This is a genomic window from Bifidobacterium longum subsp. infantis ATCC 15697 = JCM 1222 = DSM 20088 (assembly GCF_000269965.1).
Lineage (GTDB): Bacteria > Actinomycetota > Actinomycetes > Actinomycetales > Bifidobacteriaceae > Bifidobacterium > Bifidobacterium infantis.
In genome coordinates, this window is the sequence record NC_017219.1 from 133418 (window position 1) to 159098 (window position 25681).

The 25681-nt window shown below is 61.3% G+C and carries 24 protein-coding genes and 1 tRNA gene; 21 read left to right on the plus strand and 4 right to left on the minus strand.

What is annotated here, in order from left to right; translation table 11 throughout:
* The first annotated feature begins 121 nt into the window (after nucleotides 1-121).
* The 8 genes from BLIJ_RS00590 (at nucleotide 122) to BLIJ_RS00625 (ending at nucleotide 7363) form a co-directional block, all read left to right on the plus strand.
* Nucleotides 122-760 carry an urease accessory protein UreE gene (locus tag BLIJ_RS00590; protein WP_014484492.1) on the plus strand — a complete coding sequence of 213 codons (639 nt, stop codon included), beginning with the start codon at nucleotides 122-124 and terminating at the stop codon, nucleotides 758-760.
* A 29-nt stretch (nucleotides 761-789) separates the two neighbouring features.
* Complete coding sequence (locus BLIJ_RS00595; RefSeq protein ID WP_012576563.1) at nucleotides 790-1611, plus strand: urease accessory protein UreF; 822 nt, start codon at nucleotides 790-792, stop codon at nucleotides 1609-1611.
* A 43-nt stretch (nucleotides 1612-1654) separates the two neighbouring features.
* Nucleotides 1655-2266 carry an urease accessory protein UreG gene (ureG, locus tag BLIJ_RS00600; protein ID WP_012576564.1) on the plus strand — a complete coding sequence of 204 codons (612 nt, stop codon included), beginning with the start codon at nucleotides 1655-1657 and terminating at the stop codon, nucleotides 2264-2266.
* Between the two features lie 55 nt (nucleotides 2267-2321).
* Nucleotides 2322-3176 (plus strand): urease accessory protein UreD, encoded by an 855-nt coding sequence (locus tag BLIJ_RS00605; RefSeq protein ID WP_012576565.1) that lies wholly within the window; start codon nucleotides 2322-2324, stop codon nucleotides 3174-3176.
* A 217-nt stretch (nucleotides 3177-3393) separates the two neighbouring features.
* Nucleotides 3394-4845: an FAD-dependent oxidoreductase gene (locus BLIJ_RS00610; protein WP_012576566.1), complete on the plus strand. Its 1452-nt coding sequence runs from the start codon at nucleotides 3394-3396 to the stop codon at nucleotides 4843-4845.
* 137 nt (nucleotides 4846-4982) lie between these two features.
* Nucleotides 4983-5921 (plus strand): zinc metalloprotease HtpX, encoded by a 939-nt coding sequence (gene htpX, locus BLIJ_RS00615; RefSeq protein WP_012576567.1) that lies wholly within the window; start codon nucleotides 4983-4985, stop codon nucleotides 5919-5921.
* A 68-nt stretch (nucleotides 5922-5989) separates the two neighbouring features.
* Nucleotides 5990-6063, plus strand: a tRNA-Gly gene (locus BLIJ_RS00620).
* Nucleotides 6064-6250: 187 nt separating this feature from the next.
* Entirely contained in the window at nucleotides 6251-7363 is a 1113-nt protein-coding gene (locus BLIJ_RS00625; RefSeq protein ID WP_231837845.1) for an MFS transporter, read from the plus strand.
* Nucleotides 7364-7440: 77 nt separating this feature from the next.
* Here BLIJ_RS00625 and BLIJ_RS00630 read toward each other — a convergent pair whose 3' ends face one another.
* Nucleotides 7441-8079 carry a mismatch-specific DNA-glycosylase gene (locus tag BLIJ_RS00630; RefSeq protein WP_012576569.1) on the minus strand — a complete coding sequence of 213 codons (639 nt, stop codon included), beginning with the start codon at nucleotides 8077-8079 and terminating at the stop codon, nucleotides 7441-7443.
* Between the two features lie 139 nt (nucleotides 8080-8218).
* On the opposite strand from BLIJ_RS00630, the gene fbaA reads away from it, so the two are divergent.
* The 12 genes from fbaA to ilvC all read left to right on the plus strand — a co-directional run bounded on the left by fbaA (nucleotide 8219) and on the right by ilvC (nucleotide 22992).
* Nucleotides 8219-9307: a class II fructose-bisphosphate aldolase gene (fbaA, locus tag BLIJ_RS00635; protein WP_012576570.1), complete on the plus strand. Its 1089-nt coding sequence runs from the start codon at nucleotides 8219-8221 to the stop codon at nucleotides 9305-9307.
* Nucleotides 9308-9442: 135 nt separating this feature from the next.
* On the plus strand, nucleotides 9443-10069 hold the full coding sequence (locus BLIJ_RS00640) for an ATP-binding protein (protein ID WP_012576571.1): 627 nt from the start codon (nucleotides 9443-9445) through the stop codon (nucleotides 10067-10069).
* A 47-nt stretch (nucleotides 10070-10116) separates the two neighbouring features.
* Nucleotides 10117-10305, plus strand: a complete 189-nt coding sequence (locus tag BLIJ_RS00645; protein WP_012576572.1) for a hypothetical protein — start codon at nucleotides 10117-10119, stop codon at nucleotides 10303-10305.
* A 109-nt stretch (nucleotides 10306-10414) separates the two neighbouring features.
* The gene (locus BLIJ_RS00650; protein ID WP_012576573.1) at nucleotides 10415-11701 is read left to right on the plus strand and encodes an adenylosuccinate synthase; all 1287 of its coding nucleotides are present in this window, start codon (nucleotides 10415-10417) and stop codon (nucleotides 11699-11701) included.
* A 23-nt stretch (nucleotides 11702-11724) separates the two neighbouring features.
* Complete coding sequence (locus tag BLIJ_RS00655) at nucleotides 11725-13308, plus strand: ClC family H(+)/Cl(-) exchange transporter (protein WP_014484497.1); 1584 nt, start codon at nucleotides 11725-11727, stop codon at nucleotides 13306-13308.
* Nucleotides 13309-13335: 27 nt separating this feature from the next.
* Nucleotides 13336-14535, plus strand: a complete 1200-nt coding sequence (locus BLIJ_RS14060) for a fluoride efflux transporter FluC (protein ID WP_014484498.1) — start codon at nucleotides 13336-13338, stop codon at nucleotides 14533-14535.
* Complete coding sequence (locus tag BLIJ_RS14655; RefSeq protein ID WP_012576576.1) at nucleotides 14535-14930, plus strand: fluoride efflux transporter FluC; 396 nt, start codon at nucleotides 14535-14537, stop codon at nucleotides 14928-14930. The genes BLIJ_RS14060 and BLIJ_RS14655 overlap by 1 nt, the downstream gene beginning before the upstream one ends.
* A 274-nt stretch (nucleotides 14931-15204) precedes the next feature.
* Nucleotides 15205-16290, plus strand: a complete 1086-nt coding sequence (locus BLIJ_RS00670) for a LacI family DNA-binding transcriptional regulator (protein WP_012576577.1) — start codon at nucleotides 15205-15207, stop codon at nucleotides 16288-16290.
* A gap of 212 nt (nucleotides 16291-16502) precedes the next feature.
* Nucleotides 16503-18029 carry a sucrose phosphorylase gene (gene gtfA / locus BLIJ_RS00675; protein WP_012576578.1) on the plus strand — a complete coding sequence of 509 codons (1527 nt, stop codon included), beginning with the start codon at nucleotides 16503-16505 and terminating at the stop codon, nucleotides 18027-18029.
* A gap of 204 nt (nucleotides 18030-18233) precedes the next feature.
* Nucleotides 18234-19871, plus strand: coding sequence for an MFS transporter (locus tag BLIJ_RS00680; RefSeq protein WP_012576579.1), 1638 nt, complete (start codon nucleotides 18234-18236; stop codon nucleotides 19869-19871).
* 478 nt (nucleotides 19872-20349) lie between these two features.
* Nucleotides 20350-21717: an MFS transporter gene (locus BLIJ_RS00685; protein ID WP_012576580.1), complete on the plus strand. Its 1368-nt coding sequence runs from the start codon at nucleotides 20350-20352 to the stop codon at nucleotides 21715-21717.
* A 222-nt stretch (nucleotides 21718-21939) separates the two neighbouring features.
* Nucleotides 21940-22992, plus strand: a complete 1053-nt coding sequence (gene ilvC, locus BLIJ_RS00690; RefSeq protein ID WP_012576581.1) for a ketol-acid reductoisomerase — start codon at nucleotides 21940-21942, stop codon at nucleotides 22990-22992.
* 146 nt (nucleotides 22993-23138) lie between these two features.
* On the opposite strand, the gene BLIJ_RS00695 is transcribed toward ilvC, so the two are convergent.
* From BLIJ_RS00695 to BLIJ_RS00705, 3 genes are read right to left on the minus strand one after another with little or no spacing between them, the layout of a single operon-like run.
* Nucleotides 23139-23732: an energy-coupling factor transporter transmembrane component T family protein gene (locus BLIJ_RS00695; protein WP_012576582.1), complete on the minus strand. Its 594-nt coding sequence runs from the start codon at nucleotides 23730-23732 to the stop codon at nucleotides 23139-23141.
* Nucleotides 23729-24463 (minus strand): energy-coupling factor ABC transporter ATP-binding protein, encoded by a 735-nt coding sequence (locus BLIJ_RS00700; protein ID WP_012576583.1) that lies wholly within the window; start codon nucleotides 24461-24463, stop codon nucleotides 23729-23731. Before BLIJ_RS00700 ends, BLIJ_RS00695 begins: the two co-directional genes overlap by 4 nt.
* Entirely contained in the window at nucleotides 24460-25116 is a 657-nt protein-coding gene (locus BLIJ_RS00705; protein ID WP_230474129.1) for a biotin transporter BioY, read from the minus strand. Before BLIJ_RS00705 ends, BLIJ_RS00700 begins: the two co-directional genes overlap by 4 nt.
* A 164-nt stretch (nucleotides 25117-25280) precedes the next feature.
* Here BLIJ_RS00705 and BLIJ_RS15235 point away from each other — a divergent pair, with 164 nt between their 5' ends.
* Nucleotides 25281-25646, plus strand: a complete 366-nt coding sequence (locus BLIJ_RS15235; protein ID WP_012576585.1) for a CHY zinc finger protein — start codon at nucleotides 25281-25283, stop codon at nucleotides 25644-25646.
* Nucleotides 25647-25681 lie beyond the last annotated feature (35 nt).

The window sequence follows — 25681 nt, forward strand, 5'->3', positions numbered from 1 at the left end:
CACCGGAAAGGAGGGCCTCGTTGCCGAATCGTTTCCCCGTGTTTACATGCCCGCCCTTTTCGGCGTCTAGCGTTCTGCGTGACCATCACAGGCAATGCAAACGAAAGGCGGCAGCAGGCTCATGATCGCCAACCGCATCTCCGGCAACATCATTTCGGACACATTCTCCGACGGCAAGCTGAACGTTCCGATCGAATTCGAATGGTTCGAGGCCGATAAGAAGCGCATGCGCAAAGTCGCCGCCGACGGCACCGAGTTCGGCGTCGCGGTCGGCGCCACCATCGCAGACGGCGATGTGCTCGCCGAAACCGCCGACAAACGATATTTCGCCCGTATCCGCACCGCGCAGCTCATCGAGATTCCGGTGCATTCCATGAAGGAGATGGGGCGTCTGTGCTTCGAACTGGGCAACCGCCATCTCAGCCTGAAGGTGGAGGACGACCGCGTGCTGGTGCCATACGACCATCCGACCATGGAATACACGAAGAAGATCGGATTCGATCCGCGCGTCATCGAGGGCGGATTCGACGGATTCCTCATCGTCAAAGCGCATGCCGGCGCCGGCACCATCGTTCCTGGCACGAACAAAACCACCGGCGATCTGGCCGAAGAAGAGCAGGAGACCGAACGGCATGAGCCCCACGCCCATGCCATCGGCGAACATCACCACGAGAAAAGCGAATACGAAGTTAACGGCGTATTGCATCGCGCCGACGGCATGCATTCGCACGATCACGGCCAAACCTGGCATATGCACTGATGCCGTCCGTACACATGAAGGAACACACGATGCCCCATGCCGGCTCCCCGGCGGATGAATGCGCCCTGCGTCATCTTGCGATGCTGCAGGTGTGCGACAGTGTTTTTCCCGTCGGCGCATTCGCCTTGTCGAACGGCATGGAGACCTTCGTGCAACGCGACCTGCTGCGGTCCTCGGCTGATTTCGAGCAATATCTGAAAGACTATGTGGAGGTTGCCGCATACCGCGAAATCGGGCAGATGGTGATTGCGGGCAAGATGGCCGCGGGCCGCGACCCCGATGACGCCGGTTTCGTGAACGGACTCGCCGAGCTCGACGCATTGTGCGTGGCCTTGCAGTCGGCGAGGGAGATTCGTGAGGGGCAGAACCGCATGTGCATGCGCATGATCAAACTCGTCGATCAGATGGAGGCCCAACCGTTGCAGCCCGTCGATTCAAGGCGCGGGCATGGCGTCGACCGCGGGGAGGCGTCCAAACGGGGAGGCGCCGCCCGTCCGCGCACCATTCCACATGTCGACCGGTACAAGCGACTCGTGGATTCGGGAACCTGCTTCGGCATGCACTCGATAGTCATGGGTCTGTATGCCGCCGACAAGGCGACATCGCTGCGGGACGCGGCCGTCACCTATTGCTACTCGCTGCTCAGCGCACTCACCGTCTGCGCGGTCAAAGCCGTGCCGATCAGCCAGTATGCAGGGCAGGTGGCGCTCAGTCGTGCGTTTCCCGAAATCGTCGCCGCGGTCGATCTGGCGCTCACGCTCACTCCCGATGACCTGGGTGTATCCGGGGCGTACATCGACATCGCGGCCATGCAGCACGAAACGTTGTACTCACGGTTGTACATGAGCTGAGCAGACGGAACACGATACCACAGTGTTGAAAGAAAGGAACATCATGAGTTATGTGAGAATCGGCGTGGCGGGACCCGTTGGCTCCGGCAAGACCGCTCTGATCGAGCGGCTGACCCGCAAGATGGCCGACGATTATTCGATATGCGTCGTGACGAACGACATCTACACGAAGGAAGACGCCGAATTCCTGATCGCCAATTCGCGCCTGCCCGAGGACCGGATCGTGGGTGTGGAGACCGGAGGATGCCCGCACACCGCCATTCGCGAGGACTGCTCGATGAATCTGGAGGCGTGCGAGGCGATGGCCGCGTCTCACCCGGACGTGGACATCATCTTCGTGGAATCCGGCGGGGACAATCTGTCCGCGACGTTCAGCCCCGATCTGGCGGATGCGACGATCTATGTGATCGCCACCGATGAGGGAGACAAGATTCCCCGCAAGGGAGGGCCGGGCGTGACGCGTTCCGATCTGCTGGTCATCAACAAGACCGATATCGCGGATCTGGTGCACGCCGATCTGAATGTGATGGCGCGCGATTCCGAGAGGATGCGTAACGGACGCCCGTACCTCTTCACCGATCTGATGAACGACAAAGGCGTGGACGACGTCATCGCATGGATCAGGAAATCGGTCTTGTTCGAGGACATGCGGTGACGGCATGAATCACGCCATCGCACGACCACGCACCGCACGACCGTAAGAGGGGCGTATGCCGGAAAGCACATTCCGCATGTCCACGGCGTTCCGTCATGGGCGCACCAAAGTGGACGACCTGTATTTCGAGGCGCCATTCAAGCTGATGACGCCGTTTCATGACGGCGCGCACACGGATTGCATGGTCATGCTCGCATCCCCCGGTTTCCTTGGCGGCGATGTGGCGCATATCGATTGCACGTTCGGAGCCGATACCGATACGACGATGCGCACGCAGAGCTACGAGAAAGTACTCGACACGGCTGACGGCGAGGCGAAACGAACCATCGACCTGACGGTGCTGGACAACGCGAAAGCCGTGTTCCTGCCGTTCCCGGTCATCCCGTTCGCGCACTCGGTGTTCTCGAACGTCACGAACGCCCATATCGGTGCGCAATCGTCATTCATGTATGCGGATGTGGTCACCTGTGGTCGCGTGGGCATGGGGGAGCGGTGGAAGATGCGGCGGTTCAGCAGCTCCACTCGCGTCTATGTGGACGAGACGAGCGAGGAGGGCGGTCCCCGGTCTCGCCCCCGTGGCGACGGGGAGGAATCCGCCCCGCGTCTGGTCTTCGCCGACCGCCTGCTGCTTGAACCGGACCGCTTCACGTATACGGATACGGCCATGTGGCGGGAGTTCACCCACTGCGGCATGGCCTATCTGCACGTTCCCCGCCGGGAATCAAGGCGGACGCAGATGACGGCGGAGGACGAGCTCGTCGAACGGATTCGTGCACTGGCGCACGATCGTGGGCCGAGAGGCGAGATCGGCGTGAGCCGCCAGAACGAGGGGATCGCGGTGCGTCTGCTCACCGACCGTGGGGACGACGCCTTCGGGTTCCTTGCCGAAGTCGCGCAATTGCTGCGGTAGATAACCGAACACTCGCGCACGGCGTGTCGACATGCTCCTTGACGAGACCCGGAAACTGGTCGATGACCTCTCCGCCGCACTGTTGCGCGTCGAACGCATCATCGACATGCTCAAGCGCGAACACGACCAAGAGGCGAACCGGCCGGGCGCGAGATGCGCCCGCACCCCCACGAATGACCCCTATCGCAACGGAAGGCTTTGCGCTAGGGTAGAGCGTGTGACTGAATCCGTGAATACTGAACTCCGCATTGCTGTAATCGGCGCCGGGCCGGCCGGCGTCTATTCCTCCGACATCTTCCTGCGCCAGCTCAAGAAGTTGGGTGAGGGACTCGGCCTTGGCGCCGAAGCGCGCATCGACCTGTTCGAAAAACTGCCGGTACCTTTCGGGCTGGTGCGTTACGGCGTGGCCCCGGACCACCCGTCCATCAAGTTCATCGCCTCCGCGCTTGAGAAGACGCTCGACAACCCGAACATCCACCTGTACTGCGATGTGGAATTCGGCAAGGACGTGACCCTCGACGAACTGCTGGCCCGCTATGACGCCGTGCTGTTCGCCACCGGCGCGGTCAAGGACAAGCCGCTGAACCTGCCCGGCGCCGACCTTGAAGGCGTGTACGGCGCCGCCAAGTTCGTCGAATGGTACGACGGTTACCCCACCGGTGCCCGCGAATGGCCGCTTACGGCCGAGAACGTCGCCGTGATCGGCGGCGGCAACGTGGCCATGGATGTGGCCCGCGAGCTCATGCGTAACGCCGACGACCTCAAGGCCAAGACCGACATTCCGGATAACGTGTACGAGGGCATCGGCCGCAACAAGGCCAAGGTGCTGCACCTGTTCATCCGTCGTGGCGTGGCCCAGGCCAAGTTCAGCGTGCAGGAACTGCGCGAGATGGAGAAGCTGCCCGGCGTGCAGCTCATCATCAACGAGGACGACTTCGAGCTGGACGACGACACCATCGAGGTGGCCGGCAAGGACAAGCTCACCCGTCAGATGGTCGAGGAACTGTTCGCCATCCGCGAGATGGCCGAAGACATGCAAGACGATGGCGACGTCGACTTCGAAGGCAATCCGGCCGACCGCAGGTATTACGTGCACTTCAACTCCGCCCCCACCGAGATTCTCGGCGAGGACGGCAAGGTCAAGGCCATCCGCGTGGAACGTACCGAGACCGGCGCCGATGGCAGGATGCGCCGCACCGGCGAGTTCACGGACTACCCGGTCGAGGCCGTCTACCATGCCATCGGCTACCGGCCCGCCGAAGCCCCCGGCATCGCCTACGACGAGCATGGCGCCCACCTGGCCAACGCCAACGGCGACGGCCGCATCACCGCCGATGCCGACGGCGGCGACGTGCGCGAACGGCTGTACGCCACCGGTTGGGCCAAGCGCGGCCCGGTGGGTCTGATCGGTTCCACCAAATCCGATGCGCTGGCCATCGTGACCAACATGCTTGAAGATCTGGCAAGTGCCGCCGAGGGCGGCCGTGTGGCGCAAGACCGTGACCCCGACTCCATCGACCGACTGCTGGCCGAGCGCGGCATTCGCCCGATCGACTTCGCCGGCTGGAAAAAGGTCGATGCCTTCGAGCGTGCCGAGGGCGCCAAGGAAGGCCGCGAACACAAGAAGGTCATCGATCCCGAGCAGATGCGCGAGCTCGCCCACGCCTGACGGTTCGCCCGCGCCGTCCGGCACCCGTCCGTACCCGCGCCCCGTGTGGGCGCGGCCGGGCGGACCGGGCGAATATTCGACATTGCGCTTGGCGCATATCCAGCAATCATTCAGCCTGCGACTTTAGTGTGTGCAATATGGATGCCAAAGTACGGGTGCACGGCCACTTCAACGGCCTGAAAACGACGTTGCTCTTTACCCTGATGTGGGCCGTCATCATGCTCATCTGGTGGGCCACGGGCGGCAGCAGGCAGACGTTGGGCGTCTATATCGTCATCGGACTGGTCACCACGTTCGGCACCTACTGGTTTTCCGACAAACTTGCCATCGCCTCCATGGGCGCGCGGGAGGTCAGCGAACGGGAAGCCCCGGAAATCTACCAGATCGTGCGTGAACTGAGCGCCAAGGCCGGCAAGCCCATGCCGCGCATCTACATCGCCCCCACCATGAGCCCGAACGCCTTCGCCACCGGACGCAACGAACGGCACGCGGCCGTATGCTGCACCCAAGGAATCCTCCAGATACTCAACGCCCGTGAGCTGCGCGGCGTGCTGGGTCATGAACTCATGCACGTGTACAACCGTGACATCCTGACCTCCGCCATCGCCTCCGCCATGGCCACCGTCATCTCCTACCTGGGCTACTCCCTGATGTACTTCGGCGACGACCGCAGCGACGACCGTAACGATTCCGGCGGACTCGGCCTGATCGGCGCGCTGCTGAGCATGATTCTCGCGCCGATCGCCGCCTCCCTGATTCAGATGGCCATCTCCCGCACGCGCGAATACGACGCCGACGAGGACGGAAGTCTGCTGACCGGAGACCCCGAAGCCCTCGCCTCGGCGCTGAACAAGATCTCCTATGGCGCGCAGTCCGAGCCGATGCGCAAGACCGCGGGCACCCAGTCCGTTTCCGCGATGATGATCGCCAATCCGTTCTCCATGGCCGGCTTCTCACGCCTGTTCTCCACGCATCCACCGACCGAGGACCGCATCGCGCGTCTCATGCAGATGGCCAACGAAATGAACGGCACGCCGATCGCTCCGCCCATCTATGCCGCGCGAGTCGGCAGATGACGGTATAATGGTTCCCTGTGCCTCGTTGCGCCGACATGTTCGGAGTGTGGGGCGCGGCCATACGGCATGCGGACATAGTTCATCGGTAGAATGAAAGCTTCCCAAGCTTTAGAGGCGGGTTCGACTCCCGTTGTCCGCTCCACTTGTCTCAAATGGTGAGACCATCCAATCATTCCAACGTTTTTTTTTAATCTTGTAGACACCTGCTCAATCACTTGGTCTTTTGATGAGATAGTGATTCCTGCGGACATGAGGGGAGGCTTCTGATGCGTGGTCAACAGCGCGCCATTAGGGTTTTGTTTGTCGCGCAGGGACTGAGTCTCGCTGCGATGAGCGTTGACCTAACGGTCACTGCGCTCGTGGGCAGTGAGCTGGCCCCGTTCGCGTGGATGGCGACGATACCGATCGCCCTGATCGCGTTGGGGACGGTGTTCGCCAATACCTTCGTCAATCGCCTCATCGCCAGCATCGGGCACAAGCATGTGTTCGAGGCCGGGGCGGTCATCGCCATATGCGGCGGAATCAGCTCGTTCTGCGCGGTATGGTTCCACAATTTCCCGCTTCTGTGCGTCGGCACGTTCGCGGTCGGCATCTATCAGGCGGCCTCCAACTACTACCGTTACGCGGCGGCCGATCTCAACCCCGGCAAAAAGGACCGGGCCGTGTCCGTGGTGCTGTCCGCCGGCGTCATCGCCGCGATCGTCGGCCCGTTGCTGGCGACGTGGGCCGAGGGACTGTTCCCCGTCCACTACGCAGGCTCCTATCTCATCGTAAGCGTCCTCGGCATACTCGCTCTGGCGACGGTGGCGATGTTCCCAGCAGACCAGCAGATCGGAAACACGCGGCAGCCCGTTGGTTCGGCGCAGAAGGTCGGCCTGCTTGAGCTTCTGCGCCGCCCGCGCTTTCTGCTCGGTATCGCCCTGGGATTCACCGTGTGCTGCGCCATGACCATGATCATGGCAGGCGCCCCGCTGGTGATGGAACATGTGCTGCACGAATCCGACGGCACGCGCATGCAGGCCATGCAACTGCACATGCTCGGCATGTATCTGCCTATGGCATTGATTCCACTGCTCAACTCCAAGAAACGCTCTCACACGGTCTTTGTATCTCTTGCTCTAGGGCTAGGTCTTGCCAGTTGTGTGCTGGGGCTTGGTCAGAACGCTCCGCTCGTCGCGATGGCATTGCTGGGCATCGCCGTCGCCTGGGCACTCGGCTACAACGAGGGCACGGTGTTGCTGGTGAGCTCGTATTCCGCCGACGAAGTGGCGTCGGCCAGAGGCAAGGGCGAGTTCTTCCTCGTATGCGGACAGGTCATCGGCAGTCTGTTGGCCGGCTCCGTCATCGAATTCCTCGGATGGCGGACCATGCTGGCGATCCTGACGCTGCTGTTTGTGCTGACATCCGGTATCGCCGTCAACAGTCGAAAGGCTATCGCCTAGCTTTAATTCGTTAACAATGTCTGGCTCCCCTCTCTGAGGGGAGCCAGAATTAACAAACGAATCAACGGCGTAGGATACTAGCGCGCGGCGGCGAGATCCAGACCGGCCGCGTCGGCGACCCTGCGCCACCAGTCGACCAGCACCGGCATGGTGGCGTGCGCGTTCAACCCGCTGGGCTGGGGAATCACCCACAGCTGCGCGCCTCCGAACCGGTCGGTCTCTTCCGCGGTGAGGTCCTGCAGCCCCAGCGCGGCGGACTTATCGGCGAACGCCTGTCGGTACGCCGTAATGCCCAGTATCGCAATGGCCCGGGGATGGACCCTCGCGCACAGCTCCCGCAGCCGATCGGCGCCATGACGCAGCTCGGCGGTGTTCAGCTCACTCGCTTTCGCGGTGGCGCGATTGACGAGATTGGTAAGCCCGATGCCGCGGTCGATCATCATGCGCTCATCGTGAAGGCGTAGGCCGTAACTGGCGTCCACCTGCCACGGCGTGAGCCCCGAGGCGAAAAGCGACGGCCAGAATCGGTTGCCGGGATAGGCGAAGGGTGCGTTGACCGCGGCCGTCCATAACCCGGGGTTGATGCCCACGATAAGCAGTTTGGGGTGCGGGCAGCGGATGTCGTCGACCGTGCCGTCGACGAAACCGGCGAGCTCGGTGCGCTTCGGCCGCCGGCCTTCCAGCGGAGAATGTCGAATATCGCTCACGGGTTCCATGGTAGTCGCGCCCCGTTCCGACGGCATACCGCCATTCGGTGAGCTCCGCGCCTCGCGGGCAAGGTGATCTTGCGCACATTCGCCGCCGAGGCCTCCCCGACAATGCGATTCGTCACTCGGCGGCGGGATAATGGAAGCCATGACTATCGCAACTGCCGAACGCTATGCCGAAATGCTGGATGCCGCCCGCCACGGCGGATACGCCTATCCCGCGATCAACGTGACCAGCACGCAGACGCTCAACGCCGCGCTGCAGGGATTCGCCGAGGCCGAGTCCGACGGCATCATCCAGGTGTCGGTCGGCGGCTCCTCCTACTTCTCCGGCCAAAGCGTGAACGACCGCGTGGTCGGGTCGCTCGCGTTCGCCGCATTCGCGCACGAGGTGGCGAAGCGCTACCCGAACATCACGGTCGCGCTGCACACCGACCATTGCGCCAAGCAGTACCTGGACGGCTGGGTCCGCCCGCTGCTCGCGCACGAGGCCGAACAGGTCAAGCGCGGCGAAGAGCCGACGTTCCAGTCGCATATGTGGGACGGCTCGACTGTGCCGCTGGAGGAGAACCTGGACATCGCCGCGGAGCTGCTCGAGAAATCCGTCCGCGCGCATACGGTGCTGGAGATCGAGATCGGCGCGGTCGGCGGCGAGGAGGACGGCCATTCCGCGGAGATCAACGAAAAGCTGTATTCCACGCCGACCGACGGCGTGCGCGTGGCGGAGCGGCTCGGCCTCGGCGAGCACGGCCGCTATATGGCCGCTTTCACCTTCGGCAACGTGCATGGCGCATACAAGCCGGGTGTGGTCAAGCTCCGCCCGGAACTGCTGCGCGACATCCAGTCCGAAGTGTGGGACGCGGCCCTCGACGGCCGTCTTGGGTCGCTGGGCGCGTCGGCGGTGTCCACGTGCGCGCTGCCGGACATGCCCGAGCGCAAGCCCTTCGCGCTGGTGTTCCACGGCGGTTCCGGCTCCACGCCCGACGAGATCGCCCGCGCGGTGAGCTACGGCGTGGTCAAGATGAACATCGACACGGACACGCAGTACGCCTTCACGCGCGCGGTCGCCGGCCACATGTTCGCGCATTACGACGCCGTGCTCAAGATCGACGGCGAGGTCGGCAACAAGAAGCTGTACGACCCGCGCTCCTGGGGCCGCGAGGCCGAATCGGCCATGGCCGCCCGCGTGGTCGAGGCGTGCCGGCAGCTCGGCTCGGCCGGCAAGGCATTGAAGTAGCGAAGCGGCGGGCGGCACCGCTGACGGGCTGCGGTCATGTGATGAGATCAGGACATTGATGGATTGTTCGCCAGACGGATGGGGACTGCAATGAGCGCACCGGCGGAGGAAGATCGTATCATGAGGCCGGATGTAATGTGCCTGCGGCAGTTGTCCCTGCATAATTACCGCATGTTCTCCGACCTGTCGATCACCTTCCCGGATATGTCTGACGATTGCGCCGATGGCGATTGCGAGGGCGCCGTCGAGGTAGAAGGCGATCGAGGCGCCGATGGCCGTGGCAATTGGGTGACGGTGATCGTCGGTGAAAACAGCTCGGGCAAAACGTCGATTCTCGATGCCGCCATCATTGCCTTGGGCACGTATCTGGTGAAGATCCCCGACATCGACAAACCGACATTCAACCGTACGGATGCGCGGCTGGCCCGTATCGAAATGCACAATACGTTGACGGTGGATTACCAGCAGCAATTCCCGGTTTCGGTGAGCGCGCACGGCGATGTCATGGGGAATTCGTCGTCTTGGGCTCGTTCGCTGAAAAGCGCGAATGGTCCAAGTGGACCACGCATTCCACTGCTTATTTGCACACGCAGGATCGCCGGGCACATGACGGAGCGGTTCCCACTGTCCCGGATTCTGGGCCCCGACGACATGGACCGGCCGGTTGACGCCCATGTGGAGCACTATGTCCCTCGGCACCCCGGACCTTGGTATACCGGCAAGGGCAGGTCCTCCGCCGACGCGCTGTCGACAAGGTGCTGAAACTGAACGTCGAGCGGCTGCGGGCAAGGCGTGCCGGTGTGCAGCAGATGCTGTACGACATGCTTAAGGGTCTTTCCGATGAGGAAACGGAGGAATTCTGCGAGGACATACTGCGTTCCTTGGAGAGTGACGGCCGCCCTCCGTCGTTTGCCCCCATGCTGGTGCAGATGCTGAAAGACGAGATCGCGGCTCTGCGCGGACTGCCGGAGGCTGCCGTGCCGGCGCCGGACGCGTGAGGGCGCGCGGGTAGCTTGGACAGGCCGGCGGCTGCATATGGCGTGGCAGCGGTAGAGGCTGTACGGTAGTCTGTGTTCGGCGGAAAAGGCGATGTTGCGGAGGTGTGTTATGCCTGGAATTGTTCTTATTGGTGCTCAGTGGGGCGACGAGGGTAAAGGCAAGGCTACCGATCTGATCGGCACCAAGGTCGATTACGTCGCGCGCTTCAACGGCGGCAACAACGCGGGCCATAGCGTGGTGGTCGGCGATGAGTCGTACGCCCTGCACCTGCTGCCCTCCGGCATCATCAACCCGAACCTGACCCCGGTGATCGGCAACGGCGTGGTCGTGGACCCGGAAGTGCTCTTCGAGGAGATTGACGGCCTGGAATCCCGCGGCATCGATTGCTCCCACCTCAAGGTGAGCGAGGCCGCGCACATCATCGCGCCCTACCACCGCACACTCGACAAGGTGACTGAACGCTTCCTTGGCAAGCACAAGATCGGCACCACCGGCCGTGGCATCGGCCCAGCCTACGCGGACAAGATCAACCGTGTCGGCATCCGCGTGCATGACCTGTTCAACGCCGACCATCTGCACGACAAGGTGGAGGCCAGCCTGCACCAGAAGAACCAGATGCTGGTCAAGCTCTACAACCGTCGTCCGATCGACGTGGACCAGACCACCGAGGAGCTGCTGAAGCTCGGCGAACGCCTCAAGCCGTACGTGGCCAACACCGGCCTGATTCTCAACAAGGCGCTTGACGAAGGCAAGACCGTACTGTTTGAAGGCGCTCAGGCCACCATGCTTGACGTGGACCACGGCACCTACCCGTTCGTCACCTCTTCCAACCCGACCGCCGGCGGCGCCTGCACCGGCACCGGCGTGGGCCCCACCAAGATCACCCGCGTAATCGGCGTCTCCAAGGCCTACGTCACCCGCGTGGGCGAAGGCCCATTCCCCACCGAACTGCTGGACGAGTCCGGCGAATGGCTGCGTCAGCAGGGCCACGAATTCGGCGTGACCACCGGCCGCCCGCGTCGCTGTGGTTGGTTCGATGCAGTCGTCAACCGGTACGCCTCCCAGGTCAACGGCCTGACCGACATCGTGCTCACCAAGCTCGACGTGCTCACCGGCCTGAAGGAGATTCCGATCTGCGTGGCTTACGACGTGGACGGCGAACGTCACGACGATATGCCGACCGATCAGGCCGCTTTCGCCGCCGCCAAGCCGATTTACGAGACCATGCCCGGCTGGGATGAAGACATCTCCGACTGCCACTCCTTCGACGAGCTGCCCGCCACCTGCCAGGCCTACGTCAAGCGTTTGGAAGAGCTGAGCGGCTGCCGTATCTCCGTGATCGGCACCGGCCCACAGCGCGACCATGTCATCCAGATCAATTCGCTGGTCGACTGACCGTCTGCAACGAATTTCTCGGCTTGACTGGTAACGACGCGGCACATGATATCCGCCGGCTGATTCCGCGATTCGACCACTTGAAGTGGAAGATGGCGGCGGCCGGCATAGTCATTGGTCTGGTTTCAGGATTGCTGGTTGTCGTATACCGTCTCGGCATCGAATACGGCACGGATGCGTCCCGTTGGATATATGCGCGGATTCGCGAGACCCCGTGGCTGATTGCGCCGTGGGTGGTTGCCGCGGTGGCGGCCGCGCTGGCGATCGCGTGGATGGTCGGCAAGGAGCCGATGGCTGGTGGCAGCGGCATCCCGCAGACCAACGGCGTGGTGATATGCGGCTTGAAGATGCGTTGGCAGACGATTCTGCCAGTCCGTTTCGTCGGTGGACTGTTGGGCGCGTTGTTTGGTCTGTCGCTCGGCCGTGAGGGGCCGTCCATTCAGATTGGTGCGTCGGGCGCGCAGTGTGTGTCCCACCGTTTGCGCGGCCGCCGCCGTGAGGACATGCAGGAGCATTATCTGGTCACCGCCGGTGCCGCGGCCGGCTTGTCCGCCGCGTTCAGCGCGCCGCTGTCCGGCATGATGTTCGCTTTGGAAGGGGTGCATCGGAGTTTTTCCCCTGCGATTCTGATGGGCGCCACCGCCGCATCGCTGACCGCCGATTTCGTCTCAAAATACTGTTTCGGTCTGCGTCCGGTTTTGGATTTCGGTGATATCGGTCAGCTGTCGTTGGAAGAGTATGTGTGGCTGATTCCGTTGGGATTGGTGGCCGGTTTGGTTGGTTCGCTGATGAACCGCTCGTTGCTTGGCTTCCAGACGCTGTACGACAAACTGCCGGCATGGAGCCGCCCGATGATTGCGATTGCGATCGCGTTGCCTGTCGGCATCTGGTTGCCCGATGTGCTCGGCGGCGGCTCGAATCTGATTGATACCGCCGAACATGCGCGCGTCGGCTTGGGAATGCTGTGTCTGCTGTTCGTGGCGAAGATGCTGTTCACATCCACGAGTTTCGGCTCAGGCGCGCCTGGCGGTATTTTCATGCCGATTCTTGCGGTCGGTTCGTTGGCCGGCGGCATCTGCGGTGAAGTGTTGCATCGATTCGGTAATCTGCCATCCGACGCAGTGGCGGTGTTTGCGGTGTGCGTGATGACGGGCACGCTCGCCGCGTCCGTGAAAACGCCGATCACGTCGATTCTGTTGGCTGTGGAGATGTCTGGAACGTTGACGCACATGCTGCCGGTCGCGGCCGTCGCTTTCATCGCGCTGTTGGTGTCCGATTTGCTGCGCACCAAACCGATCTATGGGGAGTTGCTGGAGCGGTACATGCGCGCGCAAGGCATGCAGATGGCGATCGCAAGCCATGTGGGCAGCGGCATTATGGAACTGCCATTGGAAATGGGAGCGATTGCGGACGGCAAGCGGGTGCGTGACGTGCGTTGGCCGTCTGGGTGCCTGATCATCGGCCTGCGTCGCGGCGAAAGCGAGATCGTGCCGCGCGGCGATACACGGCTGCGTGCCGGCGACTATCTGGTGGTGCTGTTCAGTGGCGAGGAGGAGCGCGAGGTGCGAACTGCGATGCGGCGGCTGTGTGATGCCCGGCTTGACTGAGCCTGGCTGAATTCGGCTGGACTCTGGATGTCCGAATCTGCGGAATCGGACATCCAGGGTGCATACGTTGGCGCTCCGTGTAAACTCATATGCGTTAGGAAGGCAGCAATCGCGGCCCAGCTCGTTGTTGCACGGCCTATGGGCGGAACAACGCTGTCCGCGGGAGGCCAGTACAGGGGGAGCGCAATGGAATCGCAAGAACAATCGCCGGGAGACGTGGTGACTGCGGGTGAGGACTCGCATCCCATCACGCAGGCAATCGACGCTGTTGAGGTGACGCATGCTGGTGCAACCGCGCCCGCCGCTAACACCATGGATCCGCCTACGATTCCCCTGGCACCGATGAAACGTATGCAGGCGCGGTTCAATCCGCTCGCCGACGGACTGATGTATGTTGTGGTGTTCGTCGGTGGATTTGTTGGAGTCGGCTGTCGGCATGCGTTGGATATGCTTCTGCCGTCGGTTAGCGGGACGCCGTTCGTTGTGGGCACGTTTGTGTCGAATATGGTCGCCTGCTTCCTGTTCGCGATGCTGACCGAATTCATGGCGACCGCTTCGTGGCTGCGTCGCCGGGTGCGGCAGGTTGTCAGCCGTGGCGTTGGGCTCGGCTTGCTCGGCGGGCTTTCGACGATGTCCGGCGTGATGCTGGAAACGATGGAAGGTCTGCACGAGCGGCATATCGCCAGTGCGCTTGGCTATCTTGCGGGAAATTTTGCAGGCGGTTTGCTCACTGCCGCCGCCGGCGTGGTTCTGATGCAGGCACTGCTGTCACGGAGTACTCGAAAGCGGGTTCGGGGTGCGTTTTCAGCTGTTTCCGTGTCCGATTCTGCCGAATCGGACACGCAGGGCGTACGCCATGTGAAAGTGGCCGACGTGGCGCGTTCTGCCGCGCAGGCCGCAATGGAAGCCGCGCAGGCGGCGCAGCAGATTGCACAGACGGGACAGGTTCCGCGAGTCGAAACGCCAACCGTGCCGCCGACTGCCATCCAGCCTATGCAGACAGGCCGCGTTCCGCAGATTCCTCCGCTGGCCGTTCCTCAGCTGACACAGCCATCGCATCCGTTGTTGCGCGAGCCGGATACTCCAGACTTGGGGCAGCTGCCCGAGATTCAGCAGTCGCAGCCAATCCAGCAGCCGGCCAACCCGCTTCCACCCAGCTTCGAGCCCAAACCGATCACTGCGGAGATTTCGCTTGTCGCCGACCCGACTACCGGGGAGGTGCGCTGATGATGTGGATGATCTGTCTGTTCGGCGGTCTGGGAGCCATGGCCCGTTACGTGCTCGACGTGTCAATTCAACAAGGCTGGAACCGCGAGAATCGAAGAACGAACCGCAACTTCCCGCTATCCACGCTCGTCATCAACGGCGTCGCCTCGCTATGCGCGGGCATCGCCATGATGTCCTACTATTCGCAATCGGTGGATATGGACACGGTCATGATGTTCGTTGTCGGATTTCTCGGTGGTTTCTCAACATTCTCCACGGCGCTCAACGAAGTGGTTTCATTGATTCGCCAGCGTCGTTTTACGCTGGCTCTGGGCTATGGAATAGCAACCGTCGCGGTGCCTCTCATTTGTGTGGCCGCCGGTTTCGGCATTGCGCTGATTGCCAATCCGGCGTAATTTTCACGTTACACGGACGGTCGCTGAGTAACGTGAAAGAAATCTGAGCGCAACCGCCATCAAGGCCGCCAGTCCGGATGCAACGCTGGTGATTGCATTCGACCAGACCAAGCCGCTGCCGAAGGCCTTCGCCTCCGCGGGAGTCGACACTAAGAAGCTGTATTTCGTTGCCGGACTGTCGAACAGGTTCGAGAGAATGTAAATGAATGTAATATTTCGTGGTAAGCACGTGAGAATACGGCGATAGAACAGTGATGACGGGGAAGGTGCGATCATGGTCGGCATGCGCGATGTGGCGAAGAAGGCCGGGGTGTCTCTGAGCACCGTCTCGCTGGTGGTGAACGGCAACGGGTACGTGTCTGATGACATGCGCGAACGTGTGCGCAAAGCCATGCAACTGCTCAATTATGTGCCGAACGAGCTTGCCCGCAATCTGTATCATGATCGCACGAATCTGGTCGGCGTCATCGTGCCCACCATCCGCCACCCGTTCTTTGCGACGTTTACCGCACATCTGCAGCATGCGCTCGCCGCGCAAGGATTACGCACTATGTTGTGCTCTACCGCAGATGAGGCGGACGGCGAAATCCAGTATGTCGACATGTTGCGTCGGCACATGATGGACGGCATCGTCATGTGTGCGCACACTTCGCATCCCGGCGATTATTGGACGTCGATTCATCGCCCGATCGTCGCGTTCGACCGTGTGCTTGGAGACGGTATTTCGTCGATTGGATCCGACCACGAGCAGGGTGGGCGATTGATTGCGCAGATGCTGATCCGCAATGGTACCAAACATGTGGTGATGATTGGCGGTCCGCGAGATCAATTCTTCGATTTGGCTGCGCGCGGAGAAGTCGAGGAAGGACCGTTCGATTTGGGAAAGACCACGTTCCCGACGGTGCGCTATTACCTCACGTTGGAACAGGAATTGACCTCCGCAGGCGTGAAATACGAGTACGTTGAAGCTGGCGAAGTGATGGATTTTGCCGGCTATCATCGTGCGGTCAGCAATGCGCTCGACAAGGTGACGACCGACGGCGTCGATGCCGTGGTCAGTTCCGATATTGGCGCGTCGTTCTGCGTGCGCGAAGCGTTGAGCCGCGGAATTCCCATTCCTGACGAGCTGCAGATCGTTGCCTACGATGGTACGTATTTGACTGATTTGGCCGGCATGAAGCTGACCGCGGTCGCGCAGGATTTCTCGGCGATCGCACAGTCGGCGGCCGACCATATCGTGCAGGCTATTGCCAATGAGGAAGTGGCTGCGGCTAACGCTTCACGCAGGAACATCCCCAAGCCGTTCGAGCCGAATGTGCTTATTCCCATGACGCTGGTGCCAGGCGATACCACGCGTTGATGCTGCGCGTTGGAACGCTGAGTGGGGATCGGACAGGCTGGGTTGTGTAGAACACCGCATCAAACCGGTTCGACACGCGCATTTTGCGGTATTACTGGACATCAACGTCCCTTTCGAGATAATATCAAACCGGTTCGATACGTATAAGTATGTAAAAGCACGCATACACTGCGTACACATTGCACCTGCATCCATGAACCAAGGGAGGTCCCATGAAAAACAAAGTGCAGCTCATTGCTTACGCCGATCGTCTCGGCGATGGCACTCTTAGCTCGATGACCGACATCCTGCGCACCCGCTTCGACGGCGTGTATGACGGCGTGCATATCCTGCCGTTCTTCACTCCGTTCGATGGTGCGGATGCAGGCTTCGACCCGATCGACCACACCAAAGTCGACCCGCGTCTCGGCAGCTGGGACGACGTCGCTGAACTTTCCAAGACCCACGGCATCATGGTCGATGCCATCGTCAACCACATGAGCTGGGAATCCAAGCAGTTCCAAGACGTGCTTGAAAAAGGTGAGGAATCCGAGTATTACCCGATGTTTCTGACCATGAGCTCCGTCTTCCCGAACGGCGCCACCGAAGAGGATCTGGCCGGCATTTACCGCCCGCGCCCGGGCCTGCCGTTCACCCACTACAAGTTCGCCGGCAAGACCCGCCTGGTCTGGGTCAGCTTCACCCCGCAGCAGGTGGACATCGACACCGATTCCGACAAGGGCTGGGAATACCTCATGTCCATCTTCGATCAGATGGCCGCATCCCACGTCAGCTACATCCGTCTCGACGCCGTGGGCTACGGCGCCAAGGAGGCCGGCACCAGCTGCTTCATGACCCCCAAGACCTTTAAGCTCATCTCACGCCTACGCGAGGAAGGCGTCAAGCGAGGCCTCGAAATTCTCATTGAGGTGCATAGCTACTACAAGAAGCAGGTTGAAATCGCCTCCAAGGTGGACCGCGTCTACGACTTCGCCCTGCCTCCGCTGCTCCTGCACTCGCTGTTCACCGGTCACGTGGAACCCGTGGTCCACTGGACCGAAATCCGCCCGAACAACGCCGTCACCGTGCTCGATACGCACGACGGCATCGGCGTGATCGACATCGGCTCCGATCAGCTCGACCGCAGCCTCAAGGGCCTCGTGCCCGACGAGGACGTCGATAGTCTGGTCAACACCATCCACGCCAACACCCACGGCGAATCCCAGGCCGCCACCGGTGCCGCCGCCAGCAACCTCGACCTCTATCAGGTCAACAGCACGTACTACTCCGCGCTCGGCTGCAACGACCAGCACTATCTGGCCGCCCGCGCAGTCCAGTTCTTCCTGCCCGGAGTGCCGCAGGTCTACTACGTGGGCGCGCTCGCCGGCCGCAACGACATGGAACTGCTGCGCAAGACCAACAACGGCCGTGACATCAATCGCCATTACTACTCCACCGCCGAAATCGACGAAAACCTCGAGCGCCCGGTGGTGAAGGCCCTGAACGCCCTGGCCAAGTTCCGCAACGAACTGCCTGCATTCAATGGCGAGTTCAGCTACGAAGCCGACGGCGACACATCCATCACCTTCCGCTGGATCGCTGCCGACGGCAAGACCAAGGCCGCCCTCATCTTCGAGCCCGGCCGCGGACTCGGCACGGATAACACCACTCCGGTCGCCAGCCTCGCCTGGACCGATGCCGCCGGTGACCACGAGACTGATGATCTGCTGAGCAACCCGCCGATTGTCGATATCGACTAACCGTTGGCCCATAAACGCCACTCCGCTGTGCGCGCTCCAAGTAGTGCGTCCGGCGTAAGCTGGGTCCATGGAAAACAAACCGCCCGCAGTGCACTGAAGCTAGTGCGCTCGGGCGGTTTTGCATGTGGCGGGGTTGCGGGTCATGCTCAGTCGGAGCTGGCCGGTACCTCCCGCCGGTGATGAGAGCAAAGAAAGAGCAGCAACATGTTGGAACCGTACGTGCGCCCGGGTATTGACGACCGCCCGGATCTCGACAAGGCATTGAGTCCCGAAGACAAGGATGCCGTGGCCCGACTGGCCATCAAAGATCGTCGGCGTCCTCCCGAGGCATCCGCCGATCAGCCCGAGGCCCAGGCCGTGCGTCTGGCGGCCGCCGGTTCGTCGGCTGCTGCCGCTGCCGCGGCCAGCGTGGATGCCCCTGCGCCTGATCTGTCGTCTGCATATCTCGATATGCGCGATCCGATGGTCGCCGCCAATGGTCAGCGACCCACCACGGGCCAGGTATCCCGTCTCAACTGGGGGTTCTTCGCCGCTTCCATTCTGGTCGGCGCACCTTGGATAGCATTGAATACCATCGCCATGCCCAACGCGGTGGCTCGTCTGTTCGGCTACGACACCGCTTCTGCCATATCGGTCACCATCAATCCGTCCACCGGCCGTCCGCTGCCCGTCGCCACTGACTTGGTGGTGCCTCTGGCCGTGCTGGTGGTCGTTGGCGTGGTGGCCTCCATGTTCGCGATGCCCTTGGTCTCCGCGCTGTCCGACCGCACACGTATTCCTCTGGGCCGCCGTACCCCGTGGATGGTGGCGGGTGGCGTGCTGTGCGCGCTGATCACGCTGGTTCTGGGGCAGAACACAGGCCTCGTAGTGCTGTGTTTCTTCTGGGCGCTCATGCAGTTTGCCTATGCGATGATTTCCGTGCCGTTGGCCAGCGCCATCAGCGAACGGGTTCCGGACAAATTCCGTCCGCGCATTGAGCGCTGGCACGGTATCGGCGTGATGCTTGGCCAAGCGCTTGGTGTATGCATGGGTGCGCTCGGCGTGATGTTCGACTCCTTCACGCCGTTTGCCTACACCGCCGTGCTGTTTGCGGTTTCCGGCATCCTGACCGTGATCATGCTGCCCAAGGAGCCTTCCAGCCAGGAGCAGCCACATCAACGATTCGAGTCGAGCCAGGTGTTTGACCAGCTGCGTCCGCCGGCACATGCGCCTGCATTCGCCCGTGTGTTCGCCGCTCGCGTGTGCATGATGACGGGCGTTGGACTGACCGGGGTCTTTCTGTGGTATCTCGTGCGCTTTTGGGTGTATGGCAAGGCTGTGGTGTTCACTTCCGCGCCATTGACCATTCCCGCGGGCCTCCTCATCGCCGGCATGGCCGCGGCAACGCTCATCGGTGCTGCGCTCGCGTCCTGGGCCGCTGGGCCGATCTCCGAGAAGATCGAGGAACGGAACATCGCCACCACTGCAGTGGTGGCGGCATCCTGCCTGCTGTATGCCATCGGCGTGGCGGTGGCATGGGGGCTCGGCGTCTGGTCCACCGGCACGGCACGCGAAAACGGCATGCTGCTCTTCGCGCTGATCTCCGGATTCGCCTTCGGCGTCTACGATGCGTTAGGCCTTGAACTGGTAATGAATGCCCTACCCGACCCGCGCAACGCCGGTCATGATCTCGGCATCTATGCACTGTCCAATTCGGTCGGACTGGCGCTCGCCGCCATCATCGGCGCGCTACTGGTGAACGCCTTCGAGCACAGCTTCGGCTATTACCTGCTCTTCCCGTCCGCCATCGTCATGGTGCTGCTGGCCGGAATCGTCACCCTCGCCGCCGAGTCCGCGCAATGACGGGCCGGTCCGGCTCCCCGGCCGCCGGCGGCGTTCCTCCCCGCGGCGGGGGCGTTCGTCTCGGCGACGTGGCGTCCACAATGTGAACCCTTGCTGGATTGGCAAGACAGCCAGACCTATGTTTACATTCCAGTTCAGGTCGAACGGCCTGAGGAAATACCGAAAGGAGGCCACGCGATGACTGGATTCAATGCTTCTGCGTTTGTATCCGCACGAATTATTAGCCCGTCTTCGCTGGCGGACTAATTCGGCATTGATGCTTGAAGCCCCGTCAACGAAGGCAGGGCCAATCAAGCTGACACAATCGGTAAGGCCCTGCAAGATGCGGGGCTTTTTTTGTTGCGCTCACAAGGCTTACGGCAGAATCCCGCAGACGGAAACGGTAGCGGACAGTACACGGCAACAGAACAACAACCTCCCTGTGAGACGAAATAATCGCCCGCCAATGAGAGTGAACGAGAGCAAAACAGGAGTAACAATGACTGCAGCAGTCGAAGAGACTGGCTTAGGGCAGGCGGCAGGTAAAGCCGCTACCTTGGTACGCGATTCGGTCAAGACCGTGATCGCCGCATCGATGGTCGGTACCGCCATCGAATTCTATGACTTCTACGCCTACGGCACCGCCGCGGCAAACTACTTCCCGCACATCTTCTTCTCCGCGAAGGACAACCCCACCGTCGCACTGCTGATGAGCTTGCTGACCTTCGCCATCGCCTTCATCGCCCGCCCGCTGGGCTCGCTGATCTTCGGCCACTTCGGCGATCGCATGGGCCGCAAGACCACGCTGGTCGTGAGCCTCATGACCATGGGTGTCGGCACCTTCCTGATTGGCTGCCTGCCCACCTACGATCAGGTCGGCGTTGGTGCAGTCGCCATCCTCTGCCTCCTGCGCTTCATCCAGGGCATCGGCCTGGGCGGCGAATGGTCCGGCGCGGCACTGGTCGCCACCGAGAACGCGCCTGAAGACAAGCGCGCACTGTACGGCTCCTTCCCGGAGCTGGGCGCGCCGATCGGCTTCTTCCTGTCCAACGGCACCTACTTCGTGCTCGAATCCTTCAACAATCAGGACGCGATGCTGGCTTGGGGCTGGCGTGTGCCGTTCCTGCTGTCCGCCATCCTGGTGATCGTCGGCCTCGTGGTTCGCGTTCACATGGAGGAGACCCCGATCTTCCGTATGGCTCAGGAGCAGAAGAAGGTCGTCAAGTCCCCGCTGACCGAGGTCTTCCGCAAGTCCTGGCGTCAGGTGCTGCAGGCCACCTTCCTCGTGGCCGTGACCTACACGCTGTTCTACACGCTCGCCACCTGGTCCCTCGCTTGGGGCACCAAGGAGCAGGGCGAAGGCGGCGGCGGCCTTGGCTTCACCAACCAGGAATACCTGCTCATGCTCATGATCTCCATCTGCGTGTTCGCCCTGTTCATCGTGCTGTCCTGCCTGTACGCGGACAAGATCGGCCGCAAGCGCGTGCTGACCTTCTCCTCCTGCGCACTCGTCGTGTTCGCCGTGCTCTTCCCGTTCCTGCTGGACGGTGGTCTGGTCGGGCAGAAGAACTTCCTCGCCAACATGGTGTTCCTGTGCGTTGGCTTTGCCCTGATGGGCGTCGCCTTCGGCCCGATCGGCGCGTTCCTGCCTGAACTGTTCGAGGCGAACGTGCGCTACTCCGGCTCCGGCATCGGCTACAATCTGGCCGCCATCGTCGGCGCGGCGTTCGTGCCGACCATCGCCACTTGGCTGAGCTCCCACTGGGGCGTCCACTCCGTGGGCCTCTACCTCGCCGTGATGGCCGTGTGCTGCCTGGTGTCGGTCCTGACCTGCCGTGAGACGAAGGACGCTGACTTTACCAAGTGAAATCCTCCATAACTAAATATCGCCAAGTTCACAACGTGAAAAATCTCAATTCCACTAAGTGAACCTCTGCAGGGCTTTTCCGGGTCAACAGGACTAAACCTGCATATCGGAAAAGCCCACAAGGAAAGCCAAAACTAAAAACAGTTTCTGCAGAACCAGCAGAGCACAATAACAATTAAAGATTTCACCCCCATAAACAAATAAATAAAAGGAGCGCCAAAAATGGCAGCAACTATCTGGTACGAGAAGGACGCCGATCTGTCCGTGTTCGATGGCAAGAAGGTCGCCATCTTGGGCTACGGCTCTCAGGGTCACGCTCACGCACTGAACCTGCGTGACTCCGGTGTCGACGTGGTCGTCGGCCTGCGTCCGACCTCCAAGTCTGTCGAGTTCGCCAAGGAGCAGGGCCTCGAGGTCAAGCCGGTTGGCGAGGCCGTCGCCGAGGCTGACGTTGTGATGATCCTTCTGCCTGACCAGTACCAGGCCAAGGTCTACAAGGAAGAAGTTGAGCCGAACCTGAAGCCGGGCGCTGCCCTGGCGTTCGCCCACGGCTTCAACATCCACTACGGCTACATCAAGCCGTCCGAGGATCACCCGGTGTTCATGGTTGCCCCGAAGGGCCCGGGCCACATCGTTCGTCGTGAGTACGCCGCTGGCCGTGGCGTCCCGGTCGTCGTTGCCGTCGAGCAGGACCCGGACGGCAAGACCTGGCCGTTGTGCCTGGCTTACGCCAAGGCTCTGGGCGCTCTGCGTGCAGGCGCCATCAAGACCACCTTCACCGAGGAGACCGAGACCGATCTGTTCGGTGAGCAGGACGTCCTCATGGGTGGCATCAACCACCTGTGCGATCTCGGCTTCGACGTGCTGACCGAGGCTGGCTACCAGCCGGAGATCGCCTACTTCGAGGTGTTCCACGAGCTGAAGATGCTCGTCGACCTGGCTAACGAGGGTGGCCTGAACAAGGCTCGCTGGTCCTGCTCCGACACCGCTCAGTACGGCGACTACACCTCCACCGTCATCACCGACGAGACCAAGAAGCGCATGCAGTACCAGCTCAAGCGCATTCAGGACGGCTCCTTCGCCAAGGAGTTCATGGACGACCAGGCCGCTGGCGCCCCGAAGTTCAAGAAGCTGCAGGAAGAGTACTCTCACCCGCACCTCGAGACCGTCGGCCCGAAGCTGCGCGCCATGTTCTCCTGGAACAACGCCGAGGCCAAGGACAAGGACGAGGCCGAGTCCTTCAACGGCAAGATCGCCCGTACCCAGGTTCAGTGACCTATGACCTCCTTCTGATGAGGGAGGTGGCATCGCGTAGCGATGGCGGAGGGAGAGATCGTTAGGATTAAATCCCTTTGTACAAGCAAGAAACCGCCGTTCCCGTTCATACGGGAGCGGCGGTTTCTTGTGTTCAGTCGAATCAGCTACAGCCCACGACTATCGAGCGCATCGGCCAGCTCGTCGGACTGCTTCAGGATAAGCACCAGCAGAGGCACCGCCCATGCGGTCACGCCACCGTGACCTCCACGGGCCTGATTCGCTTCCCGCACAATTCGCACATTGCGATTAATCAGTGGAATCGCTGAGATGGTCAATGCGCACAGTAGCCCAATGCGGTCCGGATTGACGCCGAATCGTCGCAATGGCCGCAATGCTGCCAGCACGGTATCCAGCATGTCTTCAGTGCGGGTGGTGAGTGTTACCAGATTTGCGATCATGACCAGTTCAAGTACGCGCACCGCATTGAACGCCGTGGTTTGCCATGGCACAAAGAACACCTGCACCACCACGGTGAATGCCACCACCCACCACGCGCTCCACAATTGACGAGCAAAAACGTGCGGACCAAGGCCGGACATGGCATACCATATTGCGCATAGCGCGCCGCAGACGGCTATCGCCCACCACGATAGGTGCGGAATCACCAATACCGTTGCCATCACCAGTGACACGATGAGTTTCACTGCGGCAGGGCATCGATGCAGCACGCTATCGCCTGCGATATACAGCGAAATCATAGGGATGCCTCGGCTTCTTCGTTGTCCGCGACGCCGCAGTCGGCAAGATATCGCGCGATAACGTGGCGTGGCTCGCCGGTTTCGATAATGTGCCCATCGGCAAAGCGAACTGCCATATCGCAGCGTGCGGCAAGCCGAAGATTATGGGTGGAAACAATCAGCGGGCAGGCGATATCGTGTATCAGCAGGTTTTCGATGCGCGTCGCGTTGGGCAAATCGAGCATGGTGGTCGGCTCGTCGGCAAGCACCAGCCCCGGGTTGCGCACGAGCACGGCGGCAAGGGCCAGCATTTGTTTCTGCCCGCCAGACAGGCTGTGCGCCGGAGTACCAGCGTGAGGCGTTAGGCCGAATGATTGCAGCTGACGGTCAACCAGTGCCGAAGACTCGGATTTGCTCAGCCCCATGCCCCGCAGCGAAAAGGCCACGTCTTCGGCTGGCGTGGGCATGATGATTTGCGTGTCAGGGTCGGTGAACACGAACCCCACTTTGCGGTGCAGCTGCTTGGCTTGCCGTGTGGGGTCGAAGCCCATGACACGTATGGTGCCCGATGTGGGCTTGGCCAGACCGTCGATCAGACGGAGAAAAGTGGATTTACCTGAGCCGTTGACGCCAATGACGGCAATACGACGAGGGCCTGAGCCCCCAGCAAGACCAAGGTCAAGCTGGCAACTCAGGTCATCAATAATACGTTTGCCTTCTGCCTCGACGCTCACATGGTCGAAGACGATCATTTGCTAGCGCGCAACGATTCGGGGAATGCGGCCGGGTATGCGCGCATCAGCGCGGTGGCAATCAACGTGGCAATCACCACTTTGGCGATATCACCGGGAACAAAGATCATGCCGGAGATAATAACACCCTTGAGAGGAGCGCCCATAACCAATGCCTGAACCGGGAATCCGATGGCATACGGAATCAGTACGCCGCCAACCAGGCTGGCCAGCGCACTCTTCCACCACACCAGACGATGGCCCTGATGTGCGATAAGTCCGATCACCAAGGCTCCAAGAATCCAGCCGTACAGATATCCAGCGCTTACACCCACGAAAATCGCTGGACCGCCGTTGCCGCCAAGCAGGGGAATGCCGACGAAGGTGAGTACGAGCATCAGCAACACCGACAGCATTCCATTCACCGGTCCCAGAATCAGACCCGCTAACATCACAGCAAGGGTTTGCAGAGTAATCGGTACCGGACCAACAGGAATGCGGATAAAGCTGAACACACTGAGCAACGCGGCGAACATGGCAATGCGCACCAAGTCGCGGCTCGTGAAATGAACATGCGAAGCCATAATAAATACAGTCCCTTCATAGTAGTTGCCATGTGCTTTCGGCCGAATCTGTCCCTCCGCCCGATGCTCCCCATGGAGCTCGTGCGGCATATTGCTTGCACGAGTGTGGGTCGCAGACCGCTGCACATGACGAGTTGTAATAACGAGCACTCATGCTAACGATGATGAGCGGCGTGCGATTGGTTGGCCTGTACAAAAAATAGTGCATCTACTTGTGCAACACTGAATATTGGTCATAGCCGGAAAGGGGAGGCATGGTGAACGGCGTGCGTGACGGATCGCAGGACAAAGGCTGGAATCCAGCCATTCGCGGGCGTCTCGTGGATGGTCAGGGGCGATGTGTTCACTGGCATTCGCCATTGGATGTTGTTGCGAATCGTTTCGCCTGCTGTGACGAATATTACGCTTGCTACCGGTGCCATGATGAACTGGCTGGACATGATCGCATCGCGTGGCGAGACATGGATTCGCTCGCTGTGATGTGCGGTGTCTGCCGGCACCAGATGACGCCTCGCGAATACGGGCGGGCGATGGAGTCTGTTACTCCGTGCTGCCCTTGCTGCGGCGCACGGTTCAATCCTGGATGTGCCCTTCACCACGATATTTATTTCAGTGATTGATGGAGGCGGACGCTGGCGCAACTCTTGTTTTGGAA